Annotated in this window: 17 protein-coding genes; 7 read left to right on the top strand and 10 right to left on the bottom strand. The window is 71.8% G+C overall.

The window, feature by feature from the left end; all coding sequences use genetic code 11:
- Nucleotides 1-278: 278 nt before the first annotated feature.
- The 5 genes from ACTMTU_RS12455 to ACTMTU_RS12435 form a co-directional block, all read right to left on the bottom strand.
- Nucleotides 279-1,370: an aspartate-semialdehyde dehydrogenase gene (locus tag ACTMTU_RS12455; protein WP_441263528.1), complete on the bottom strand. Its 1,092-nt coding sequence runs from the start codon at nucleotides 1,368-1,370 to the stop codon at nucleotides 279-281.
- Complete coding sequence (locus ACTMTU_RS12450; RefSeq protein WP_307707538.1) at nucleotides 1,367-2,638, bottom strand: aspartate kinase; 1,272 nt, start codon at nucleotides 2,636-2,638, stop codon at nucleotides 1,367-1,369. The genes ACTMTU_RS12455 and ACTMTU_RS12450 overlap by 4 nt, the downstream gene beginning before the upstream one ends.
- A 275-nt stretch (nucleotides 2,639-2,913) precedes the next feature.
- On the bottom strand, nucleotides 2,914-3,573 hold the full coding sequence (locus ACTMTU_RS12445) for a DUF5063 domain-containing protein (protein WP_364600753.1): 660 nt from the start codon (nucleotides 3,571-3,573) through the stop codon (nucleotides 2,914-2,916).
- Nucleotides 3,566-4,165 carry a recombination mediator RecR gene (recR, locus tag ACTMTU_RS12440; RefSeq protein WP_005314484.1) on the bottom strand — a complete coding sequence of 200 codons (600 nt, stop codon included), beginning with the start codon at nucleotides 4,163-4,165 and terminating at the stop codon, nucleotides 3,566-3,568. Before recR ends, ACTMTU_RS12445 begins: the two co-directional genes overlap by 8 nt.
- 79 nt (nucleotides 4,166-4,244) lie before the next feature.
- Nucleotides 4,245-4,580, bottom strand: a complete 336-nt coding sequence (locus tag ACTMTU_RS12435; RefSeq protein ID WP_078535290.1) for a YbaB/EbfC family nucleoid-associated protein — start codon at nucleotides 4,578-4,580, stop codon at nucleotides 4,245-4,247.
- Between the two features lie 371 nt (nucleotides 4,581-4,951).
- On the opposite strand from ACTMTU_RS12435, the gene ACTMTU_RS12430 reads away from it, so the two are divergent.
- Nucleotides 4,952-5,695: an SLATT domain-containing protein gene (locus ACTMTU_RS12430; protein WP_441263527.1), complete on the top strand. Its 744-nt coding sequence runs from the start codon at nucleotides 4,952-4,954 to the stop codon at nucleotides 5,693-5,695.
- 132 nt (nucleotides 5,696-5,827) lie between these two features.
- On the opposite strand, the gene ACTMTU_RS12425 is transcribed toward ACTMTU_RS12430, so the two are convergent.
- Together ACTMTU_RS12425 and ACTMTU_RS12420 are read right to left on the bottom strand one after the other, a co-directional pair.
- Nucleotides 5,828-6,478 (bottom strand): hypothetical protein, encoded by a 651-nt coding sequence (locus ACTMTU_RS12425; RefSeq protein ID WP_159695084.1) that lies wholly within the window; start codon nucleotides 6,476-6,478, stop codon nucleotides 5,828-5,830.
- A 282-nt stretch (nucleotides 6,479-6,760) separates the two neighbouring features.
- Nucleotides 6,761-7,492 (bottom strand): GntR family transcriptional regulator, encoded by a 732-nt coding sequence (locus ACTMTU_RS12420; protein ID WP_441263526.1) that lies wholly within the window; start codon nucleotides 7,490-7,492, stop codon nucleotides 6,761-6,763.
- Between the two features lie 115 nt (nucleotides 7,493-7,607).
- On the opposite strand from ACTMTU_RS12420, the gene ACTMTU_RS12415 reads away from it, so the two are divergent.
- On the top strand, nucleotides 7,608-8,039 hold the full coding sequence (locus ACTMTU_RS12415; protein WP_441263713.1) for a hypothetical protein: 432 nt from the start codon (nucleotides 7,608-7,610) through the stop codon (nucleotides 8,037-8,039).
- 264 nt (nucleotides 8,040-8,303) lie between these two features.
- On the opposite strand, the gene ACTMTU_RS12410 is transcribed toward ACTMTU_RS12415, so the two are convergent.
- A complete protein-coding gene (locus ACTMTU_RS12410; protein WP_441263525.1) occupies nucleotides 8,304-9,659 on the bottom strand; it encodes an aspartate aminotransferase family protein in 1,356 nt (451 codons plus the stop codon).
- A 179-nt stretch (nucleotides 9,660-9,838) separates the two neighbouring features.
- Here ACTMTU_RS12410 and ACTMTU_RS12405 point away from each other — a divergent pair, with 179 nt between their 5' ends.
- From ACTMTU_RS12405 to ACTMTU_RS12395, 3 genes are all read left to right on the top strand, one after another.
- Nucleotides 9,839-10,432, top strand: a complete 594-nt coding sequence (locus ACTMTU_RS12405) for a DJ-1/PfpI family protein (protein WP_441263524.1) — start codon at nucleotides 9,839-9,841, stop codon at nucleotides 10,430-10,432.
- Nucleotides 10,429-10,926: a MarR family winged helix-turn-helix transcriptional regulator gene (locus tag ACTMTU_RS12400; protein ID WP_441263523.1), complete on the top strand. Its 498-nt coding sequence runs from the start codon at nucleotides 10,429-10,431 to the stop codon at nucleotides 10,924-10,926. The genes ACTMTU_RS12405 and ACTMTU_RS12400 overlap by 4 nt, the downstream gene beginning before the upstream one ends.
- A gap of 204 nt (nucleotides 10,927-11,130) precedes the next feature.
- Complete coding sequence (locus ACTMTU_RS12395; protein WP_441263522.1) at nucleotides 11,131-12,789, top strand: protein kinase domain-containing protein; 1,659 nt, start codon at nucleotides 11,131-11,133, stop codon at nucleotides 12,787-12,789.
- Nucleotides 12,790-12,844: 55 nt separating this feature from the next.
- On the opposite strand, the gene ACTMTU_RS12390 is transcribed toward ACTMTU_RS12395, so the two are convergent.
- Nucleotides 12,845-14,176 (bottom strand): S1 family peptidase, encoded by a 1,332-nt coding sequence (locus tag ACTMTU_RS12390; protein WP_441263521.1) that lies wholly within the window; start codon nucleotides 14,174-14,176, stop codon nucleotides 12,845-12,847.
- A 111-nt stretch (nucleotides 14,177-14,287) separates the two neighbouring features.
- A complete protein-coding gene (locus ACTMTU_RS12385; RefSeq protein WP_441263520.1) occupies nucleotides 14,288-15,523 on the bottom strand; it encodes a hypothetical protein in 1,236 nt (411 codons plus the stop codon).
- Between the two features lie 159 nt (nucleotides 15,524-15,682).
- On the opposite strand from ACTMTU_RS12385, the gene ACTMTU_RS12380 reads away from it, so the two are divergent.
- Entirely contained in the window at nucleotides 15,683-17,572 is a 1,890-nt protein-coding gene (locus ACTMTU_RS12380) for a serine/threonine-protein kinase (protein WP_441263712.1), read from the top strand.
- 124 nt (nucleotides 17,573-17,696) lie between these two features.
- Nucleotides 17,697-19,223, top strand: coding sequence for a substrate-binding domain-containing protein (locus tag ACTMTU_RS12375; RefSeq protein ID WP_441263519.1), 1,527 nt, complete (start codon nucleotides 17,697-17,699; stop codon nucleotides 19,221-19,223).
- The last annotated feature ends 198 nt before the right edge of the window (nucleotides 19,224-19,421 follow it).

Below are 19,421 nucleotides of genomic sequence, written 5' to 3'. Positions count from 1 at the left end.
CGCCAGGGTTGTACGCGTACGCCACCGCTTTTGACGGTGGACCAAATGTCCGCATGCGCACCGCTCTTCCCCAATGCCCAATTTTTTGCAGCACCGTGCCGAGGTGCGCAAAGACGCTTCCCGCCCAACTACCGGTTGCAGCAAGGGGGAAGCGAACTATCAAACATGCCGATGCCCCAGTTCAAGTGGTACAGATTTCGACTTCCTCACAGGGCGTCCACAGATCCTACAAAGGACCCCCACGGAATCGCGTCGGATTAACTGCTGGGACCACGAGATTACGAGATCGTCCCGGCGCTCCTGCCGCCGCCCGCCCCTGAGCGGTACTCGGCGGCCACGGCCTCCGCGATCTGCGCCGAGTTGAGGGCGGCGCCCTTGCGGAGATTGTCGCCGCACACGAACATCTCGAGGGCGCAGGGGTCGTCCGGCGACTGCCGCACCCGCCCCACCCATGTCGGGTCCGTCCCGACCACGTCCGCGGGCGTGGGGAAGTCGCCCGCCTCCGGGTTGTCGTAGAGGACGACACCGGGCGAGGTCGCGAGGACCTCGTGCGCCCGCTCCACGGTGATCTCGTTCTCGAAGCGGGCGTGCACCGACAGCGAGTGGGTGGTGAGCACCGGCACGCGTACGCAGGTGGCCGCGACCTTCAGCCCCGGCAGATCGAGGATCTTGCGGGTCTCCGCGCGTAGCCCGAGCTCTTCGGAGGACCAGCCGTCGTCGGCGAGCGTCCCCGTCCAGGGGACCACGTTGAGGGCGAGCGGCGCGGGGAACGGCCCGAGGTCGTCGCCCACCGCCCGCCGTACGTCTCCGGGTCCGGTGCCCAGTTCCGTGCCGGCGACCATGGACAGCTGCTTGCGCAGGGCGGCCACGGCGTCACGTCCGGCGCCGCTGACGGCCTGGTAGGACGAGACGATCAGTTCGCGCAGCCCGAATTCGGCGTGGAGCGCGCCGACGGCCGGGATCATGGCGAGCGTGGTGTCGTGCGGGCCGGCGACGATGCCGCGCGGGCGCACCCGTACGGCGTGCGGGTTGACCTCGGGTACGACCAGCGGCACGTCCGGGTCGGCCCGGAAGGCCGGCGACGCGTCCACGACGACCGCGCCCTTGGCGACGGCGACGGGCGCCCAGCGCTCCGACACCTCGCCGGGCACCAGGAAGAGCGCGACGTCGATGCCGTCGAAGACGCTCTCTTCGAGCGCCAGGACCTCGCACTGCTCCCCGCGCACGGCCAGCTTGCGGCCGGCCGAGCGCGGGGAGGCGGCGAGTCGGATCTCGCCCCAGACGTCCGCGTGCTGGGACAGGATCTCGAGCATCACCGCGCCGACTGCTCCGGTCGCACCGACGACCGCGAGCGCCGGCTTGCGGTTCATCGCCCGGTGCCGCCGTAGACGACCGCCTCGTCGGAGTCGGAGTCGAGCCCGAAGGCGCTGTGCACGGCGCGGACGGCCTCGTTGACGTCGTCGGCGCGGGTGACCACCGAGATACGGATCTCGGAGGTCGAGATCAGCTCGATGTTCACGCCCGCGTCCGACAGCGCCTCGAAGAACGAGGCGGTGACGCCCGGGTTCGTCTTCATTCCGGCGCCGACCAGGGAGATCTTGCCGATCTGGTCGTCGTAGCGCAGCGAGTCGAAGCCGATCGAGCTCTTCGCCTTCTCCAGGGCGTCCATGGCCTTGCGGCCGTCCGTCTTGGGGAGAGTGAAGGAGATGTCCGTCAGCGCGGTGGTGGCCGCGGAGACGTTCTGGACGACCATGTCGATGTTGATCTCGGCGTCCGCGATGGTGCGGAAGATGGCCGCGGCCTCGCCCGGCTTGTCCGGCACCCCGACGACCGTGATCTTCGCCTCGGAGACGTCGTGGGCGACTCCGGAGATGATGGCGTGCTCCACCTTCTGATCCCCTTGCGGTTCGTTGCTGACCCAGGTGCCCCGCAGTCCCGAGAAGGACGAGCGGACGTGGATCGGGATGTTGTATCGGCGTGCGTACTCGACGCACCGGTGCAGGAGCACCTTGGAGCCGGAGGCGGCGAGCTCCAGCATGTCCTCGGAGGAGATCCAGTCGATCTTCCGGGCCTTCTTCACGACCCGCGGGTCGGCGGTGAAGACACCGTCGACGTCGGTGTAGATCTCGCAGACCTCGGCGTCCAGCGCGGCGGCGAGGGCGACGGCGGTCGTGTCCGACCCGCCCCGGCCGAGCGTGGTGATGTCCTTCTTGTCCTGGGACACACCCTGGAAGCCGGCGACGATGGCGATGTTGCCCTCGTCGAGCGCCGTGCGGATCCGGCCCGGCGTCACATCGATGATGCGCGCTTTGTTGTGGACCGAGTCGGTGATGACGCCGGCCTGGCTGCCGGTGAACGACTGGGCCTCGTGACCCAGGTTTTTGATCGCCATGGCCAGCAGGGCCATGGAGATTCGCTCTCCTGCGGTCAGCAGCATGTCGAACTCACGCCCGGCAGGGATCGGCGATACCTGCTCGGCGAGATCGATCAGCTCGTCCGTCGTGTCACCCATCGCCGACACCACGACGACCACCTGGTGGCCGTTCTTCTTGGCATCGACGATTCGCTTGGCGACCCGCTTGATGCCCTCGGCATCGGCTACGGAGGAGCCTCCGTACTTCTGCACGACAAGGCCCACGTGCGCTCCTCGTTCCGTCTTGTGCAGTCACTACTGCGGTCGGCTCAGTCTATCGAGCGGCCGCGGATCGCCCCTGCGATGTCACATGGTGAGATGTCCCGCTCAACAGGTGATCATCCGGAAGTCCCGGAGGGGCGCCCGCGGCCGTTCGGACTGGCTACTGCCCAAGGGGCGGGGAGCTACGCGGAGGTGTGGGCCGGCTCACACGCACCGGGTACGGGATCCGGCCGTACGGGCTCACCCGGGGGCCGGCCAGCGATAGGCCGGTGGCCGGCTCAGTGGGCCCGGCGCAGTTCCGGCGGGCCGAGGATCTCCTCGACCATGACGCGGCCCGCCTCCTCGGCCAGCGCCTCCTCCGTCAGGTCCTCGTCGGTGTCGAGACCGTCGAGCTCGGCGAGTGGCTGGTCGAGCCGGACGTGGGCGACCAGGGACTGGAGGGCCCGCAGCGTCGCGGAGGCGGTCGGCCCCCAGTTGGAGAAGTACGAGAACTGCCACCACCACAGGGCCTCCGTGGTGCGGCCCGCCCGGTAGTGGGCCAGCCCGTGGCGCAGGTCCATGACGATGTCGGCGAGGCTGTCGGAGATCCGCGAGGGAACCGGCGCCTTGCGCGGCTCGTAGGGGTCGAAGACCTCCGAGAAGACGTCCACCGGGTCGAGCATCGCCGCGAAGCGCATGCGCAGGTCGTCGACGTCGGCGTCCGGGCCGGTGTCCGGCTCGTACCGCTCGTCCGGAACGATGTCCTCGTGGGCGCCGAGGCGGCCGCCGGTCAGCAGCAGCTGGGAGACCTCGAGCAGCAGGAACGGCACCGCGCTGTCCGGTTCGTCGCCCTTCGCCACCTCTGTCGTGGCGACGATGAAGGACTCGATCGAGTCGGCGATCTGAACCGCGAAGTCGTCCGGGTTCTGGTCAACGGCGTGCAGCATGGCGTCAGACATCGAGCAGTCGTCTCCCCTCGAAGGCACGCCCGAGCGTGACCTCGTCGGCGTATTCCAAGTCTCCCCCGACAGGGAGTCCACTGGCCAGCCTCGTGACCTTCAAACCCATCGGTTTGATCATTCTGGCGAGGTACGTGGCCGTGGCCTCGCCCTCCAGATTGGGGTCCGTGGCCAGGATCAGCTCGGTGACCGTGCCGTCCGCGAGCCGGGCCAGCAGCTCGCGGATCCGCAGGTCGTCGGGGCCGACGCCCTCGATGGGGCTGATGGCCCCGCCCAGGACGTGGTACCGCCCTCGGAACTCACGCGTGCGCTCGATCGCGACGACGTCCTTCGGCTCCTCGACGACACAGATGACCGAGGGGTCGCGACGCGGGTCGCGGCAGATGTTGCACTGCTCCTGCTGGGCCACGTTCCCGCAGACGGCGCAGAAGCGGACCTTGTCCTTGACCTCGAGGAGGGCGTGCGCGAGCCGGCGCACGTCGGCCGGCTCCGTCTGGAGGATGTGGAAGGCGATCCGCTGCGCGCTCTTGGGACCGACGCCGGGCAGTCTGCCCAGTTCGTCGATGAGGTCCTGAACCACGCCTTCGTACAACGGAACGCCTCTCCTTGGAGTGCTTGCTGCTTACGGTAGTTGGTGACCGAGAGGTAGGGGAGACGTATCTCCGGACGTCTCAGAAAGGCATGCCCGGCATGCCGCCCAGACCCTGGGCGAGCGGTCCGAGCTTGTCCTGTTGAAGCTGCTGCGCGTTCTCGTTGGCGGCCTGGACGGCGGCGACGACGAGGTCGGCCAGGGTCTCGGTGTCCTCCGGGTCCACGGCCTTGGGGTCGATGACCAGACCGCGGAGCTCACCGGAGCCCGTGACGGTCGCCTTCACGAGCCCGCCGCCGGCCTGGCCCTCGACCTCGGTCTGCGCGAGCTCTTCCTGGGCCTTCGCCAGGTCCTGCTGCATCTTCTGGGCCTGCTGGAGCAGCTGCTGCATGTTGGGCTGGCCACCACCGGGGATCACGGTCACTCCTGGCTGCATCGACGACTGGAAATCCCGTACGTCCGGATGCTCCGTACGTTTCGGTACACCTGAGCCTACGTGCTCGCCCAGCAGGGCGCCCTACCCGCTTCCGGCAACTCTTTCGGGTGAGCGGCGGAGGCATTTCGGGAGCTCCTTTACCTGACCAAGGCCCCCATGCGGGCGGCAATCCGGGGATCGGGGGCGCACAGCCCTCCATTCGGCGGTATGAAGGGGCTGCGCCGCATCGGGACGCATGCGCGCCACCTACGTCACGCGGTGTAGCGTCAGCACCTTTTCAGCACCTTTTCGGACCTGATAGTCAGTCCTGGTCGTCAGTCCTGGTCGTCAGCAGAGCGCAGAGGAGTGCACCGGTGAGCCAGCCGGAGATGCAGCCCGGGGGGCCGGCCCACGGGGAGGGCGGCGAGGTGCCGCTGGGTGACCTGACGGGTCGGCCGTTCCCCCTCGGGGACTGGGGCGAGCCCGCGGCCCGCCTCGACGAGCTCTACCGCTGGGTCGAGTCGGACGCGCTGCGCACCGTGGACTGGTATCTCTCGGACCGGGTCCGCAAGCGCCGGGCCGCGCGTCTGCTGCGCCTGGGCACGGCACTCGGCGCGGTCGCCGGAGCGGCCCTGCCCCTGCTCGACCTCGCCGGCGCGCTCGGCCGGGCGGCGCCCTGGGGCTACCTCTCGCTGCTCCTCGCGGCGGCCTGTCTGGCCTGTGACCGGTACTTCGGCCTGACGTCCGGCTGGATGCGGAACGTGGCCACCGCGCAGGCAGTGCAGCGCCGGCTCCAGGCGCTGCAGTACGACTGGGCGTCGGAGAGCGTGCGTGAGGTGCTGGGCCCGGCGGAGGGCACGGCGAGCGAGGCCGCGGAGCGCTGCCTCGGCGTGCTCCGCCGCTTCTCCGAGGACGTCTCCGACCTGGTCCGTTCGGAGACCGCGGACTGGATGACGGACTTCCGGCCCGGTCCTGCCCCGTTGCGGCTGCATTCCGCGCCCGCGCGCACGGCGACGGACGCCCATCCGGCCCCCGGCGTCATCCAGGGCCGCTTCCCGCTTCCCCCTGCCCCCCGCCCGAACATGCCGCGGCAGCGCCCTCCGGAGCCGCCGCGCTGACGCGCGAGCCCATCGGCGCGATCCTCGGCGCGGGTGGCGGTCCGCGGCGTGCCGTCACCGCGCCGGAACGAGGTGCCCGACAGTCGTCGGGCACCTCGTTCCGGCGGCCTGCCCGGGGCGGCGGACGGTCGCTCAGCTGAAGATGATCATCGAGCCCTGCCCGAGACTCCGCGTGGCCGCCGCGTGGAGTCCCAGCCACACATGCCGTTCGCGGGCGAACGGGCTCTCGTCGTACGGGATCGGCCCCGCGGGCTCCTCCAGTGCCGTGGGGCGCTCGGGCGGCTCCGGCGCGGCCGGTGGGTTCGCCGGATCGATACCGATGGACGGGGCCACGTACTCCAGCTCGCGCAACAGTCCCTGGGTGGAGCCCAACGGGCCGCCGCCCTCGAGGAGTTCGTCGTTGAAGAGCGGGTTGGCGAAGTCGACGGGGACGTAGGCGCCGGCGTGGTCGTAGTGCCACACCAGGTGCGACTGCTGCGCCGTCGTCTCGAACATCTCCAGCAACTGCTCGTAGTCGCCGCCCAGTTCGTCGACGGGGGTCACCGCGAGCCCGCACAGCTGCAGCAGATAGGCGCGCCGCAGGAAGTGCAGCGCGTCGTAGTCGAAGCCGGCGACCGGCGCGACATCGCCGGACAGGCCCGGCATGTAGGCGAAGACGGGCACCGTCGGCAGGCCCGCGCCGGTCAGCGCCTTGTCGTAGGCGGCGATCTCTTCGGCGAAGGGGTTGTCGGGGCTGTGGCACAGCACGTCGACAAGGGGGACCAGCCACAGGTCACAGGCCAAGGGAGGGCTCGCTCTCAGCAGTTCGGGCACGAGTGGTGCGGTCGAGGGTCTTGGACGGGAGGACGCGGGGACGGCGGCTTCAGGTGGAGAAAGCGTGAAGAAAGATGATGGTCGGGACAGCGTAGTGCCGCCGGCGCGGTGCGCGAAGGGTCCGTTCGACATGGTTCGGTACGTTCCGGTACCCCCTTGTCACTCCTCTCCCACGACCCATACCCACACCCCGGCCGCCCTCTCCCCCGGCCGGCCGGGCAGTTTCAGGTGCGGCTTCGCGCAGCGGGACGCTCATCCCTCGCGCCGCGTCTGCCTCTCCCGTTGCTCCATGCGCTCCGCCCAGGCCAGCGCGTGGTCGTCGTAGGCCCGGATCTCGGCGCGGACAGCGGCCGCGTCGCCGCGGGTCACCGCGTCGACGATGTCCTGGTGGCCGCCCCAGAGCCGCTCGGGCAGCTCCGCGTCCATGCGCAGGAACGGTACGGAGAACACCCACGCCTGCACCCGCAGCCGGTGCAGGAAGTCGCAGAGGTAGCGGTTGGCGACGAGCGCGCCGAGCTCACGCCAGAAACGCAGGTCGTAGCCGATGAGGATGTCCAGGTCGCCGGAGCGGGCGGCCCGCGCGGCCTCCTCCGCCCGGCGCCGCACGGACAGCAGGGCCTGCGGCGCCGGCGGCGCGGGCCTGCTCCTCGTGACGTGGCCGAAGATCGCGTCCACGATCAGCGACCGGGTCTCGACCATGGTCCGGAAGTCGTCGAAGGTGAACCGGTGCACCTTGAAACCGCGGTGCTGGTCCGAGTCGAGGAGGCCCTGCGCGGACAGGTCGACGAGGGCCTCGCGCACGGGGGTCGCCGAGACGCCGTACTGGTCGGCGATCTCCCTGACGGTGAACTCCTGGCCAGGCTGCATCCGCCCCGCGAGCACTTCGTCACGCAGCGCGTCGGCGATCTGTTGCCGCAGGGTGCTGCGGGTCACGGCATTCGGGTTGCCGCTCCCGCCACCGCTGCCGCTGCCGTAGCCGGGCATCGTGGGCTTCTCCTTCGCCTTCGGTCCCGGACACGATAGGCCAGGGGTGATACGGCCGGTACGCGGGCGGCGTACGGTCCGGAGCGGGAGGGGAGGCGAGGTCGGCGTGCGCGAGATGTTCGAGGCGGCCACCGGTGACGGCCCGCCGGTGTCAGGGCCCGGCAGGGCCGCTGAGGTGCGGACGGCTTTCGAGGGGCTGCTCCAGATCCGGCGGGTGACGAACACCACGGGCGGAGAGGCCGTGCCCGCGCCGTGGGAGCTGGTCCGGACGGTCCGCGCGGTGGCGCTGGCGCTGGAGGCCTCCGGCTTCCCGCCCTCCGCCGTCCACGAGGAGCGGCGCACGGCCACCGGCTACCGGGTACGCCCCGGCGAGCGCCCGCACACGGTGTACGTCGAGTGGCTCGGCCCGCCGGGCAGCGGGGCCGTCCATGAGGAGGAGGACCGGCTCAAGGCGTGCGCCGAGGTGCTGGCGGGGCTGGGCTGGGAGGGGCTGCTGTACCGGGGCCCCAAGAGGCGGAGGTTCCTCGAGGTCGAACCCGGGGCGTAGGGGCTGCCGCCGGTCACGGCCGGCCGTGACCGGCGGGGAGACGCGTGGCCTGTGCGGGGCGAAGTATGCCCGCGGTGCGCTTCCGGCGGAGCGCCGCCCGCGGTGCGCTGTCGGCGGGGCCGCGTCGGCGTCGGCGGAGGGGCACCTGACCGCCGCCGGTATCCGCCGGCTACGCCTACCAGGGCGGCGCCCCTCCGGCCGACCGTGGCCGGAGGGGCGTAGGGCGCGTCCGGCGGGGCCCGTCAGAGGGGCTTCGGGCGGGCCTCAGACCGTCCACTCGTCAGCGACCGACAGCGCCGCGTCCAGCGCGGCCAGACCCTCCTTCGCCTCGGCCTCGCTCACGTTGCACGCGGGGACGGCGTGCGTGCGGTTCATGTTGATGAAGGGCCACAGGCCGTTCTTCTTGCAGGCCGCGCCGAACGCCGCCATCGCCGCGTTCGCCTCGCCGGACGCGTTGTAGGGCACCAGCGGCTCGCGGGTCCCGCGGTCGCGGACCAGTTCGAGCGCCCAGAAGACTCCCAGGCCGCGCACCTCCCCCACCGACGGGTGGCGCTCGGCGAGCTCGCGCAGCCCCGGCCCCAGCACGGTCTCTCCGACGACCGCCGCGTTCTCGACGACCTTCTCGTCCGCCATGACCTGGATGGTGGCGACGGCCGCCGCGCACGCCAGCGGGTGGCCGGAGTAGGTGAGCCCGCCTGGGTAGGGGCGCTTGTCGAAGGTCGCGGCGATCTCGGCGGAGATCGCCACACCGCCGAGCGGCACGTATCCCGAGTTGACGCCCTTGGCGAACGTGATCAGGTCCGGCACCACGTCGAAGTGGTCGGCGGCGAACCAGGCGCCCGTGCGCCCGAAGCCCGCCATGACCTCGTCGAGGACGAACACGATGCCGTACCGGTCGCAGATCTCGCGGACGCCCGCGAGATAGCCGGGCGGCGGCGTCATGATGCCGGCCGTGCCCGGGATCGTCTCGAGGATGATCGCCGCGATCGTCTGCGGACCCTCGAAGGCGATGGTGTCCTCCAGGTGCGTCAGGGCGCGTGCGCACTCCTCCGCCTCCGTCGAGGAGTAGAACGGGGACCGGTACAGGAACGGCGCCCAGAAGTGGACGACGCCCGCCGTGCCGTTGTCGCTGGCCCAGCGGCGCGGGTCGCCGGTGATGTTGACCGCCGTCGCGGTGCCGCCGTGGTACGAGCGGTAGGCGGAGAGCACCTTCGGACGGCCCGTGTGCAGACGGGCCATCCGGATCGCGTTCTCGACGGCCTCCGCGCCGCCGTTGGTGAAGAAGATCTTGTCGAGGTCGCCGGGGGTGCGCTCGGCGATCAGCCGGGCCGCCTCGGAGCGCGCCTCCACGGCGAACGCGGGCGCGAAGGTGGCGAGCTTGCCGGCCTGTTCCTGGATCGCCGCGACGACCTTGGGGTGCTGGTAGCCGATGTTGGTGTAGACGAGGCCGCTGGTGAAGTCGAGGTAGCGGTTGCCGTCGTAGTCCCAGAAGTAGGACCCCTCTGCGCCGGCGACGGCGAGCGGGTCGATCAGGCCCTGGGCGGACCAGGAGTGGAACACATGGGCGCGGTCGGCCGCCTTGACGGCAGCTCCGGTCTGCGGGTCGGCATGAGGGGTCATGCGGCTCAGCGTAAGGAACCGCCGGTCGGAGCCGACATGGCCACCTTGTATGGACCAGGCCGCTTATCTGGGCAGGGTGTCGCCCCTCGCGGGCACCCTTTCATGATTGACAGCATACTGTCGTCATGACAGGCTGCTGTCATACATGGAGGAACAGGACACGCGTCAAGGAGGGCACCATGACCAGCGGGACCGTTCATCTGGCCGTTTACGACACCTACGCCGACTGGGAGACGGGCCACACCACCGCCCACCTCACCCAGAACGGCTTCACCGTGAGGACGGTCGGCCTCACCACGCACCCGGTGACCACCATGGGCGGCGTCCGCATCCAGCCCGATCTGGCGCTCGCGGACCTCGACCCGGCGGAAAGCGCGCTGCTGATCCTCACCGGAGCGACCCTGTGGGACACCGGCGACGTCCTCTCGCCCTTCGCCACCAAGGCCCGCACGTTCCTCGACGCGGGCGTCCCGGTCGCGGCGATCTGCGGCGCGACCGCCGGTCTCGCACGCGAGGGCCTGCTCGACGACCGCGCCCACACCAGTGCCGTCTCGTTCTATCTGGCCGCCACGGGCTACAAGGGCGGCGACCGCTACGTCGACACGGACGCCGTCACCGACGGTGACCTGATCACCGCCGGCCCGACCGAGCCCGTCGCCTTCGCCCGCGAGGTCTTCGCCCGCCTCGGCGTGTACGAGGGGGAGAAGCTGGACGCCTGGTACCGGCTGTTCCACGACTCGGACCCGGCGGCCTTCGAGGTCCTGAACGCATGAGGCCGGACCACCACCCCCAGGAACTGCTGACCCGCACGGCCCTCGGCGTCTTCCGGCTGAACGGGCAGTTCATCACCGTCTCCGACCGAATCGCCAGGGAGGCGGAACTGACGGCCGCCCGCTGGCAGGTCCTCGGCGCCGTGGCGCGCGAGCCGCAGTCCGTGGCCGGGATCGCCCGCACGATGGGCATCACCCGGCAGAGCGTGCAGCGCATCGCCGACGTGCTCGCCGGGCAGGGGCTGGCCGAGTACCGGCCCAACCCGGCCCACCGGCGCGCGAAGCTGCTGCACGCGACGGAGGAGGGCCGGGCCGCGATCAAGCAGATCGACCCCGGCCACGCACGGCTGGCGAACCGGCTGCTGGACGCCCTCGGACCGGAGGAGTTCGCGGAGACCGTGCGGGTGCTGGAGCAGCTGTCACGGGCGATGGACACCATGGACGCCGAGGACACGGCCGACGGCCCGGCCGTCCTCCCGCCGGGACCGGAAGCCTGACGCCGAGAGCTTGACGTCGGGAAACCGACGCGGACCCCGTGCCGGGAAGCCTGACGCCGGTAACCCGACGCCAGGAGCCCGGCGGGCCGCGCCGCCAGGGCCCCGGCGGCGTTTCCGCGGGGACCGCTGACCTGTGTGGCGCCCGGCGCGCCCACTATCCTCGGTCCGTCGAGCATTTCGGTACGGGGGAAGGGCCGCGCGGCGATGGAGCAGCTGGCACCAGGGGATCCACATCACATCGGCGAGTACCGGATCCTGAGCCGGCTCGGGGCGGGCGGCATGGGCCAGGTGTATCTCGCCCGCTCCGACTGCGGACGCACCGTCGCGGTGAAGCTCGTGCGGCAGGAGCTCGCGGAGCAGGAGGAGTTCCGCAACCGCTTCCGGCTCGAGGTCCGGGCCGCCCTGCGCGTCGGCGGGAGGTGGACGGCGCCCGTCCTCGACGCGGACACGGAGGCCCCGGTCCCCTGGGTCGCCACCGGTTACATCGCCGGGCCCGCGCTGCACACCGTCGTCTCCGGCGCGCACGGACCACTGCCGGAACGCAGCGTCCGCCTGCTGGCCTCCGGCCTGGCGCACGCGCTGACGGACATCCACACGGCCGGCCTGATCCACCGCGACCTCAAGCCGTCGAACATCCTGCTCACCATCGACGGGCCGCGTGTCATCGACTTCGGCATCGCCCGCGCGCTGGAGACGGTCGCCGACGACGGCCTCACCCGCACCGGCGCGCTCGTCGGCTCGCCCGGTTTCATGTCGCCCGAGCAGGTGCGCGGCGACAGAATCACCCCGGCGTGCGACGTCTTCTGCCTGGGGTCCGTACTCGCCTACGCGGCGACGGGCCGGCTCCCGTTCGGATCCGCCGCGAGCGGCGCCCACGCGCAGATGTTCCGTATCGCGCAGGAGGAGCCGGACCTGGCCGGGGTCCCCGAGGCTCTGCTGGACCTGATCCGCGACTGTCTGCGCAAGGAGGCGGAGGCACGGCCGACCGTGGACGAGGTCCTTCGCCGGACGGCCGCCGACGCGGACGGCGAGCCGTGGCTGCCGGGGGCGCTGATCGCGCAACTCGGCCGCCACGCGGTCCAGTTGCTGGACGCCGAACAGCCGCAGGCGCCGGCGCAGCCGCCGACGATGACGGCGCCTCCCCGCGCGGTCGCGACACCGCCTCCCGCTCCGGCGCCGATACCGGCCGCGGCGCCGCACACGCCGCCCGGACCGGTGTACGGCTATCCGCAGCCGTACCGGCCGGCCCCGTACCACCCTGCCCCGTACCCGCCAGGGCCCCATGCCCCGACTCCGCCTCCGGCGCCACGGCGCGGCTCCCGTGGCGGGACACTGGCCCTGATCGCCGTCGCGCTGGTCGTCGCCCTCGGCGCGGGCGGCTCGGTGTACGCGTTCATGTCCAAGGACAAGGGCAAGCGGACGACGGCGGACCCGAAGCCCACCTCCACGTCCTCGGCCCCCACCTCTCCCCCCGCCTCCTCCGGCACCCCCGCACCGACCGGCACACCGCCGACGGCCCAGACGGCGGGCGATGTGCCGCAGGAGTACGTCGGCACCTGGCGGGCGTCGTTCGAGACGGCGGACGGCACGAACACCCGGATCATGACGATCACGCAGGGCGCGACCGGCGAACCGATCATGACCCTGAGCGGCACGGGCCCCAACTACGACTGCCGCTGGTCGGCCACGCTCCGCGCCCCGGGACCGCCCCTTGAACTCGCCCCCACGGCCGTCACGTTCGGCGACCGCGTCTCGTGCGCCCCGGGGCAGTGGAGCCGGTTGAACATGCCCGCCGACAACATCATCGTCCGCGAGCTCGTCGGCTCGACCGGCGAGCCGCTCACGTACACCAAGACGGGCTGAGAAGGGCGACACGCCGGCTGAGAAGGTCTGCTGCCCGAACCCGCGGCAGCCGGCCTCAGCCCCAGCTCGCGCTGTGGAAATTGCGGTACTCCCTGCGCTCCTGGGCCGACACGAGCCACCGTGCGACCAGCAGTCCGGTCAGGCTGAGGCCGATCAGGCCCGCACCCAGGGCCGGGTTGCCGAAGTCGACGATCGAGCTGACCGCCCGCGATCCGAGGCCCTCCCCGGGCCGCGGCGGCGCGGGCACGGGCGGGGCGCCGCCCTCCGACTCGTCGACCGTCCCGCCGGGGGCGGGCGGGCCGCCCGTCAGGTCCACGCCGAGCTTCTCCATGGCGGTGGTCACCGGCTGGAAGTAGGTGGTGCCGCCCGTGGTGCAGTCCCCGTCGCCGCCCGAGGTGACGCCGAGTGCCAGTCCTTCGGAGAACAGCGGCCCGCCGCTGTCCCCCGGCTCGGCGCAGACCGTGGTCTCGATCAGTCCGGTCACGGTGCCCTCGGGGTAGTTCACCGTCGCGTTGACGGCGGTCACCTCTCCGGAGCGGAACCCGGTCGTGCTGCCGCTGCGGAACACCCGCTGCCCGACGGCCGGTTCGCCGGCCCCGACGATCTGTACGCCCCTGCCGCCGCCGATGTCCACGACGTTGGTGCGGTCCAGGACGTCGACGTCCTCGTAGCGCACCAGGGAGTAGTCGTCGCCGGGGAAGCTGGCGGCCGTGGTGGTGCCGACGAGTTCGTCGCCCTGACGGTCCCGGAACCAGGTGGAGTCCTCCGGCCCGCAGTGCCCCGCCGTCAGGATGAAGATGTCCTGGCCGTTGGTGACGTTGAACCCGGCGGTGCACCGCCGCTGGTCCCCGAAGACCGCGGTGCCGCCGTTGACCCTGGTGGTGAAGGTCCCCGAGGTGCGTTCCATGCGGACGAAGCCGCCGATCTCCTCCGCGAGGCCGGACATGCGCGACCAGTCGTCCGCGGAGACGGTGCTGTCGGCACGCACGGTGATGCTGTTGGCCGCGTAGTCGACCGCCCACGCGGTGCCGGGCACCCGGGGCGCGGAGCGCAGGGTCTCGGTGGCCGAGCGGAGCCGCTCCATGCTGTGGCGCACCACTTCGGCCTCCGCGCCGGCCCGCCGAACCTCCTCCGCGGCCTCCTGATCGGTGACGGCGACGACCGTCCTCCCGTCGGGGCCGGTCCAGCTGCCCGCGGTACGGGCCGGGCCGAGCCGCGACACCAGCCCGGCCACCGGGTCGTCGGCCCGCGGATCACCCGCGGCGGGCGGCTCGCCCGCCATGGCGCCGGAGACCATCAGCCCGCCGCTGAGCAGCCCGACCACGGCGGCCAGCCGCACGACCCGCTGGAGTGTCCGTCGTGCGCCCCTCCGTCGTGCGTGCATCATGCGCGGCCCCAAGGTCGTAACGGAACGGCTTCGCCAGTGCCATGGGGCCCCGGACGCCGAGGCCCCTGTCCTCAGTACGTGCCGCGGTACCGGACCGTTCAGCCGACGCCGCTACAGGGTCATCGAGTACACGTAGCGGTTGCTCTCGTACTCGTTGACCGACCACAGGACACCGGCCCGGGCGTCGTGGCTCAGGTCCTCCGGCCCTTCGGCCTGGTGCCAGGCGAAGACGGCCGGCAGGTCATCGAGGGGCTGCTTGCGCCAGGTCCGGACCGTCCCGTAACGACTCGGACCGGCACTCGCGGACAGGTAGTAGGTGCCTGAGACGCTCACGGCGCCCTGAACCTGACCGCCGTGCCGGATCCGTTCACGGGCGACCGACCTGATCAGCCCGCCCGGTCCGGCGGGAGCCAGCGCGCCGGTGGTCGGGTCCAGGTTCCAGCGGACCACGCGCGAGGACGTCTCGAGCGGACGCCTGAACTCACTCACCACGAGGGAGTGCGGAGCAGTGGTGACGTCCACCGCCACCTGCGAGTAGCGCTGCTGCACCTCTACGAGGTTCGGTGCCACATGGTCATAGGCGCGGCTCTGCGGCAGGACGTACTTGTAGCGGAGCGCGTGGTACTTGCCCTTCCAGTAACCGCACTTGTCCGCCGGGCCGTCCGTCGCGACCTCGAGCATCTCGTCGGTGTTGAAGACGCGCAGGCCCTTGATGGTGTCCGCTATGTAGAGGCGGTTGCCGTACCAGGCGATACCGCCGGCGTGCAGGGTCGCGGGCCGGAAGGTGAACCGGCGTCCCTGCACGCGAGGTTCGACGAGCAGCACGTGCCGGTACTTCGGCGCGGCAGGGTCGGAGAGATCCACGATGCTGATCCGCGCCCCTTGGTCCTCCTGACCCGCGCGGGCGTACCAGGAGACCATGAGGACGTTCGGGTCGGTTCCGCCGGCGGCGGTGTAGCGGTTGCTGATGCCCTGCGGGCGCCAGTACCTGGTCTTGAAGTCGTTGGCGATGGTGTTCCGTTCGCCCGCGCCCTGCCACTGGAACGAGGTGCGCAGCCGGGGCAGGCTCGCTCCCGGCCAGTCCGGTCGTGCGGGACGGCCCTTCCTGTCTGTGTCGGCCAGGATGTCGTCGAGTGATGCCCTGCCCAGTCCGTGGCGCTCCTCGGGACGTGCGCTGTCCGCCATGAGGAGGAGTCTCTTGATCACGTCCGGGTAGTTGGTACCCGATCCGTTGGCGCGGGTGCGCATGCGCAGGTCGAGCGGCATCGGACCGACGGCTTCCGCCGCCTGGGCGCCGTGCGGCAGCAGCAGGCCGCCGACGGTGGCGGCCACCGGTGCCGCTGCCATGCCCCGCAGAATCGTTCTCCGTGTGGTGTCCATGGCGATGGACCGTAGGAGCGGACGGGCGGGTCCGTCCCGCCCGCGGCTGTCCGGGACATGTCCCGGACAGCTTGGGTCCACGCAGGCCGCCCGCCTCAAGTCCTGGCCCACATAGGCGACTTGACCATGCCAGAGGTCCTGTGCGCCGCGTTGTGGGAAGATCCGGGCGTGGATGCCCTGCTGCCCGAAGACCCCACCCAGATCGGCCCGTTCCGGCTGCTCGGACGGCTCGGAGTCGGCGGGATGGGCCGGGTCTATCTCGCCCGCTCGGCCGGCGGCCGGACCGTGGCCGTCAAACTCGTGCGGGCCGAGCTCGCAGCACAGGACGAGTTCCGGCGCCGGTTCGCGCGTGAGGTCGAGGCGCTGGAGCGGGTCGGAGGGGCCGGGACCACGCCCGTCATCGCCTCCGACACCGCGGCGGAGTCGCCCTGGGTGGCCATCGGATACGTGCCGGGGCCGTCGCTGAGGAGCGTCGTCGTCGACCAGTACGGGCCGCTGCCGGCGAACTCCGTACGCGCCCTGGCCGCCGGACTGGCCGACGCGCTCGGGCACATCCACGCCGCCGGGCTGCTGCACCGGGACCTGAAACCCTCCAACATCCTGCTCACCGTCGACGGCCCCCGCATCATCGACTTCGGCATCGCACGCGCCGTGGACACCGTCACCGACGGCGGGCTGACGACGACCGGCGCGGTCGTCGGATCACCCGGCTTCATGTCGCCCGAGCAGGTGCGCGGCGAGCGGCTCACGCCCGCGTCGGACGTGTTCTGTCTGGGTGCCGTGCTGGCGTACGCGGGCACCGGGCGCCCGCCGTTCGGGTCCGCGGACAGCGGGGTGCATGCCGTGCTGTTCCGTATCGCCCACGAGGAGCCGGACCTCGCCGGGCTCCCGCCCGAGCTGGAGCCGCTCGTACGGGGCTGCCTGAACAAGGACCCGGCCGCCCGGCCGACGGCCGCGGAGCTGGCGAGCGTGCCCCTTCCGGACGAACCGTGGCTGCCCGCCGGCCTGCTGGCCGGGCTGGGGCGGCACGCTGCCCGGCTGCTCGACGCGGACGGGGACCCGACACCCCCGACGCCGGTGACGGTGCCGGCCGCGCCGCGCAGGCGGCGGCGTACCCCGCTGGCCGCCGCGGCCGCAGTCGCCGTTCTCGCCGTCGCCGGCACGTTCGCCGCCCTTCAGTGGAAGGACCGCGGCGGGACGGACGACGGGGCGGGCGGCGCGGGAGCGACCGGCACCCCGGTCGCGTCCACCAGCGGCACCGGCGACTCCGCCGGCATCGTGCCCGACGACTTCCTCGGCGCGTGGGAGGGCGTCCTGCGGGGCAGTGCCGACGCGCCGTACGAGACCGGGCGCATCGAGATCACCCAGGGCCGGGCCGGCGAGAAGACCGGCGTGTACGTCCACGTCACCGGTGAGCGGCTGTGCATGGGGCGCTCCACGCTCGTCTCCGCGGACGCCGACCGGATCGTGTTCGGCGAGAGCGACGTGACCACCAGCGTGCCCGAGAAGCGCTGCACCCCCGCCGCGCACCAGACCCTGACCGTACGGTCGCCAGAGGTGCTGGAGTGGACGTCCGGGGACGTCACTGCCACGTTCCACCGGTCGAAGAACGGCCCCAAGGCCGTGCCGTCCGCCTTCGTCGGTCACTGGCGGCAGAAGTTCGACGTGCTGGACGCCCCGCCGGACTACGAGGAGTCCCGTTCCTTCGAGATGACGGTCACCCAGGGTCCGGTCGGCGCCCCGCTCGTACGGTTCTCCGAGAACTACCCCCGCACCGACGAGGAGACCGGCGAGGAGACCGGCGACCTGGTGCACTGCGAGAGCACCGCCGTGCTCGGCGGCGTCGGCGACCTGGTCGTCCTCGGGCCGCCGCAGCCGGCAGAGGGTTCCGACCCCGAGTGCACCCCGTCGGGCTCCGCGCAGAACCTGCGCACCGACCGCTTCGAGGGCAAGGAACGCCTCCTCATGTACGGGATGAGCGCCGACGGCGAACCGGCGGAGTACGTCCGCAGATGACCCGGCAGGGTGATTGAACTCCGGACCAACATTCGGCGTCCGGTCGCACAAGCCGCTCCGCCGCGCCGCGTGTCCTCCGTACGGTGGCCGCTCCACCTGGGACGCGAGGAGCGAGGGGGCACCCGTGGAGTGGCTCAATGCCGAGAACGTCGTGGCCGTGCTCACCGCCGTGCTGGGCATCCTGGCCTCCGGCGGGGTGCTCTGGTACGAGCGGCGGGTGCCACGGCGACGACGTATCGGGTACCGGGTGCAGATGGACACCCCGATCGGCAGCGACGTGCGCGCCGGGCGGCCCAACTTCCGGCTCGGGCTGTTCAACGAGGCCCCCGAGATGTCCGACGCCACGCTCGTCCTGCTGCGCGTCGAGAACGACGGCTCGCAGAGCATCGCGGACAACGACTACACCGGCCGGGAGGTCCACGGCCTCACCGCGGAGTTCACCGACCGCACCGTCCGGGCCATAGCGGTCACCCAGCCGCCGGGTGCCGAGCACCTGATGGACCACTTCACGGCGGCCGCCGGTATGCGGCACACCGGCGGAACGATTCACCTGCCGCGTGTCCCCCTCAACCAGGGCCAGCACTTCAAGCTGCTGGTCCTGCTCACCGGCGGGCCGGTCGGCAGCCCGATCCGGGTGACCGGCGGCCTGCGGGACGGCGACGTGGCCCCCAACCGCAGCACCACTCCCGACGACACCCCGCCGCTGTTCAGCCGTGCCGCCCGGGTGATCACCGTGCTGCTGACCGTCTGCGTCGTCGCGCTCGCCACGATCATCGTCGCGCGGGACGACTCCCGTCCGCCGATCGGCTGCGCCCGCGGGGAGCTCACCGTCACCGGCTCGACGGCCTTCGCGCCGGTGGTGCGGGAACTGGCGAAGAAGTACGAGAAGGACTGCGAGGGCGCCACCGTCACCGTCGACGCGCACGGCAGCAACGCCGGCATCAGGGCGCTGGCGGAGGCCGGCGCCACGTCGGGCGGCGGTTCACCGGCGATGATCGCGCTCGCCGACGGCCCCAAGCCCGGCGGCCACCCGCAGCTCCGTGAGACGCGGGTAGCCGTCTCCGTCTTCTCGCTGGTCGTCAACGACCGGGTCACGCTGAAGAACCTCTCCCTCGACGCCGTCCGCAAGATCTACCGCGGCGAGATCACCGACTGGTCGCAGCTCGGCGGCCCCGAACTGCCGGTCCTCCTCGTCAGCCGGGACGCCAACTCCGGTACCAGGGAGGTCTTCCAGCGCCGGGTCCTGCACCGCAACGAGCCCGTGAACTCCTCGCGCGACTGCGAGCACAAGGACGACGCGGAGGCTCCCGTCGTCCGCTGCGAACTGAGCAGCACCGAACAGGTGCTGGCGACGGTCGCCGAGCTGCCCGGCGCGATCGGCTACAGCGAGCTGCGCTCCGGCAGCGGGCTGAAGGGTCTGCACCGTCCGACCATCGACGGCGACGCGCCGTCCGTCGACGACATCGGCGAGACGGGCTACCCGTACCGCGAGATCGAGTACGCCTACACGTACGGCCGGCCGCCCGCCGACTCGCTCGTCTCCAGCTTCCTCACCTACATGAGCCGCGGTGGCGGACAGGACGTGATCACCACGCACGGGCACCTGCCGTGCGCGACGCCGAAGGGGCTGCGGATCTGCGGGGAGGAGTGAGCCGGGTCGGTCCTCCGCGGCCACGGGGATCGGCCTCCGGACAGGCGGGCCGGCACCGTACGCGTCGGACGGGCCCGCCGGCCTCTCCGTCGCTCAGGGCGGGAGCACGAGGGTCGCCGGTGACGCCGGGCGGCGCGGGACCGGCCACGCCTCCCCGGCTCCGTGCGGCGCGGCCGGGCACGGAAAAACCCCGGACGC

Origin of the sequence: Streptomyces sp. OZ13, from assembly GCF_052068155.1 — a bacterium.
GTDB lineage: Bacteria > Actinomycetota > Actinomycetes > Streptomycetales > Streptomycetaceae > Streptomyces.
This window is presented reverse-complemented; position numbering and strand designations above follow the sequence as displayed.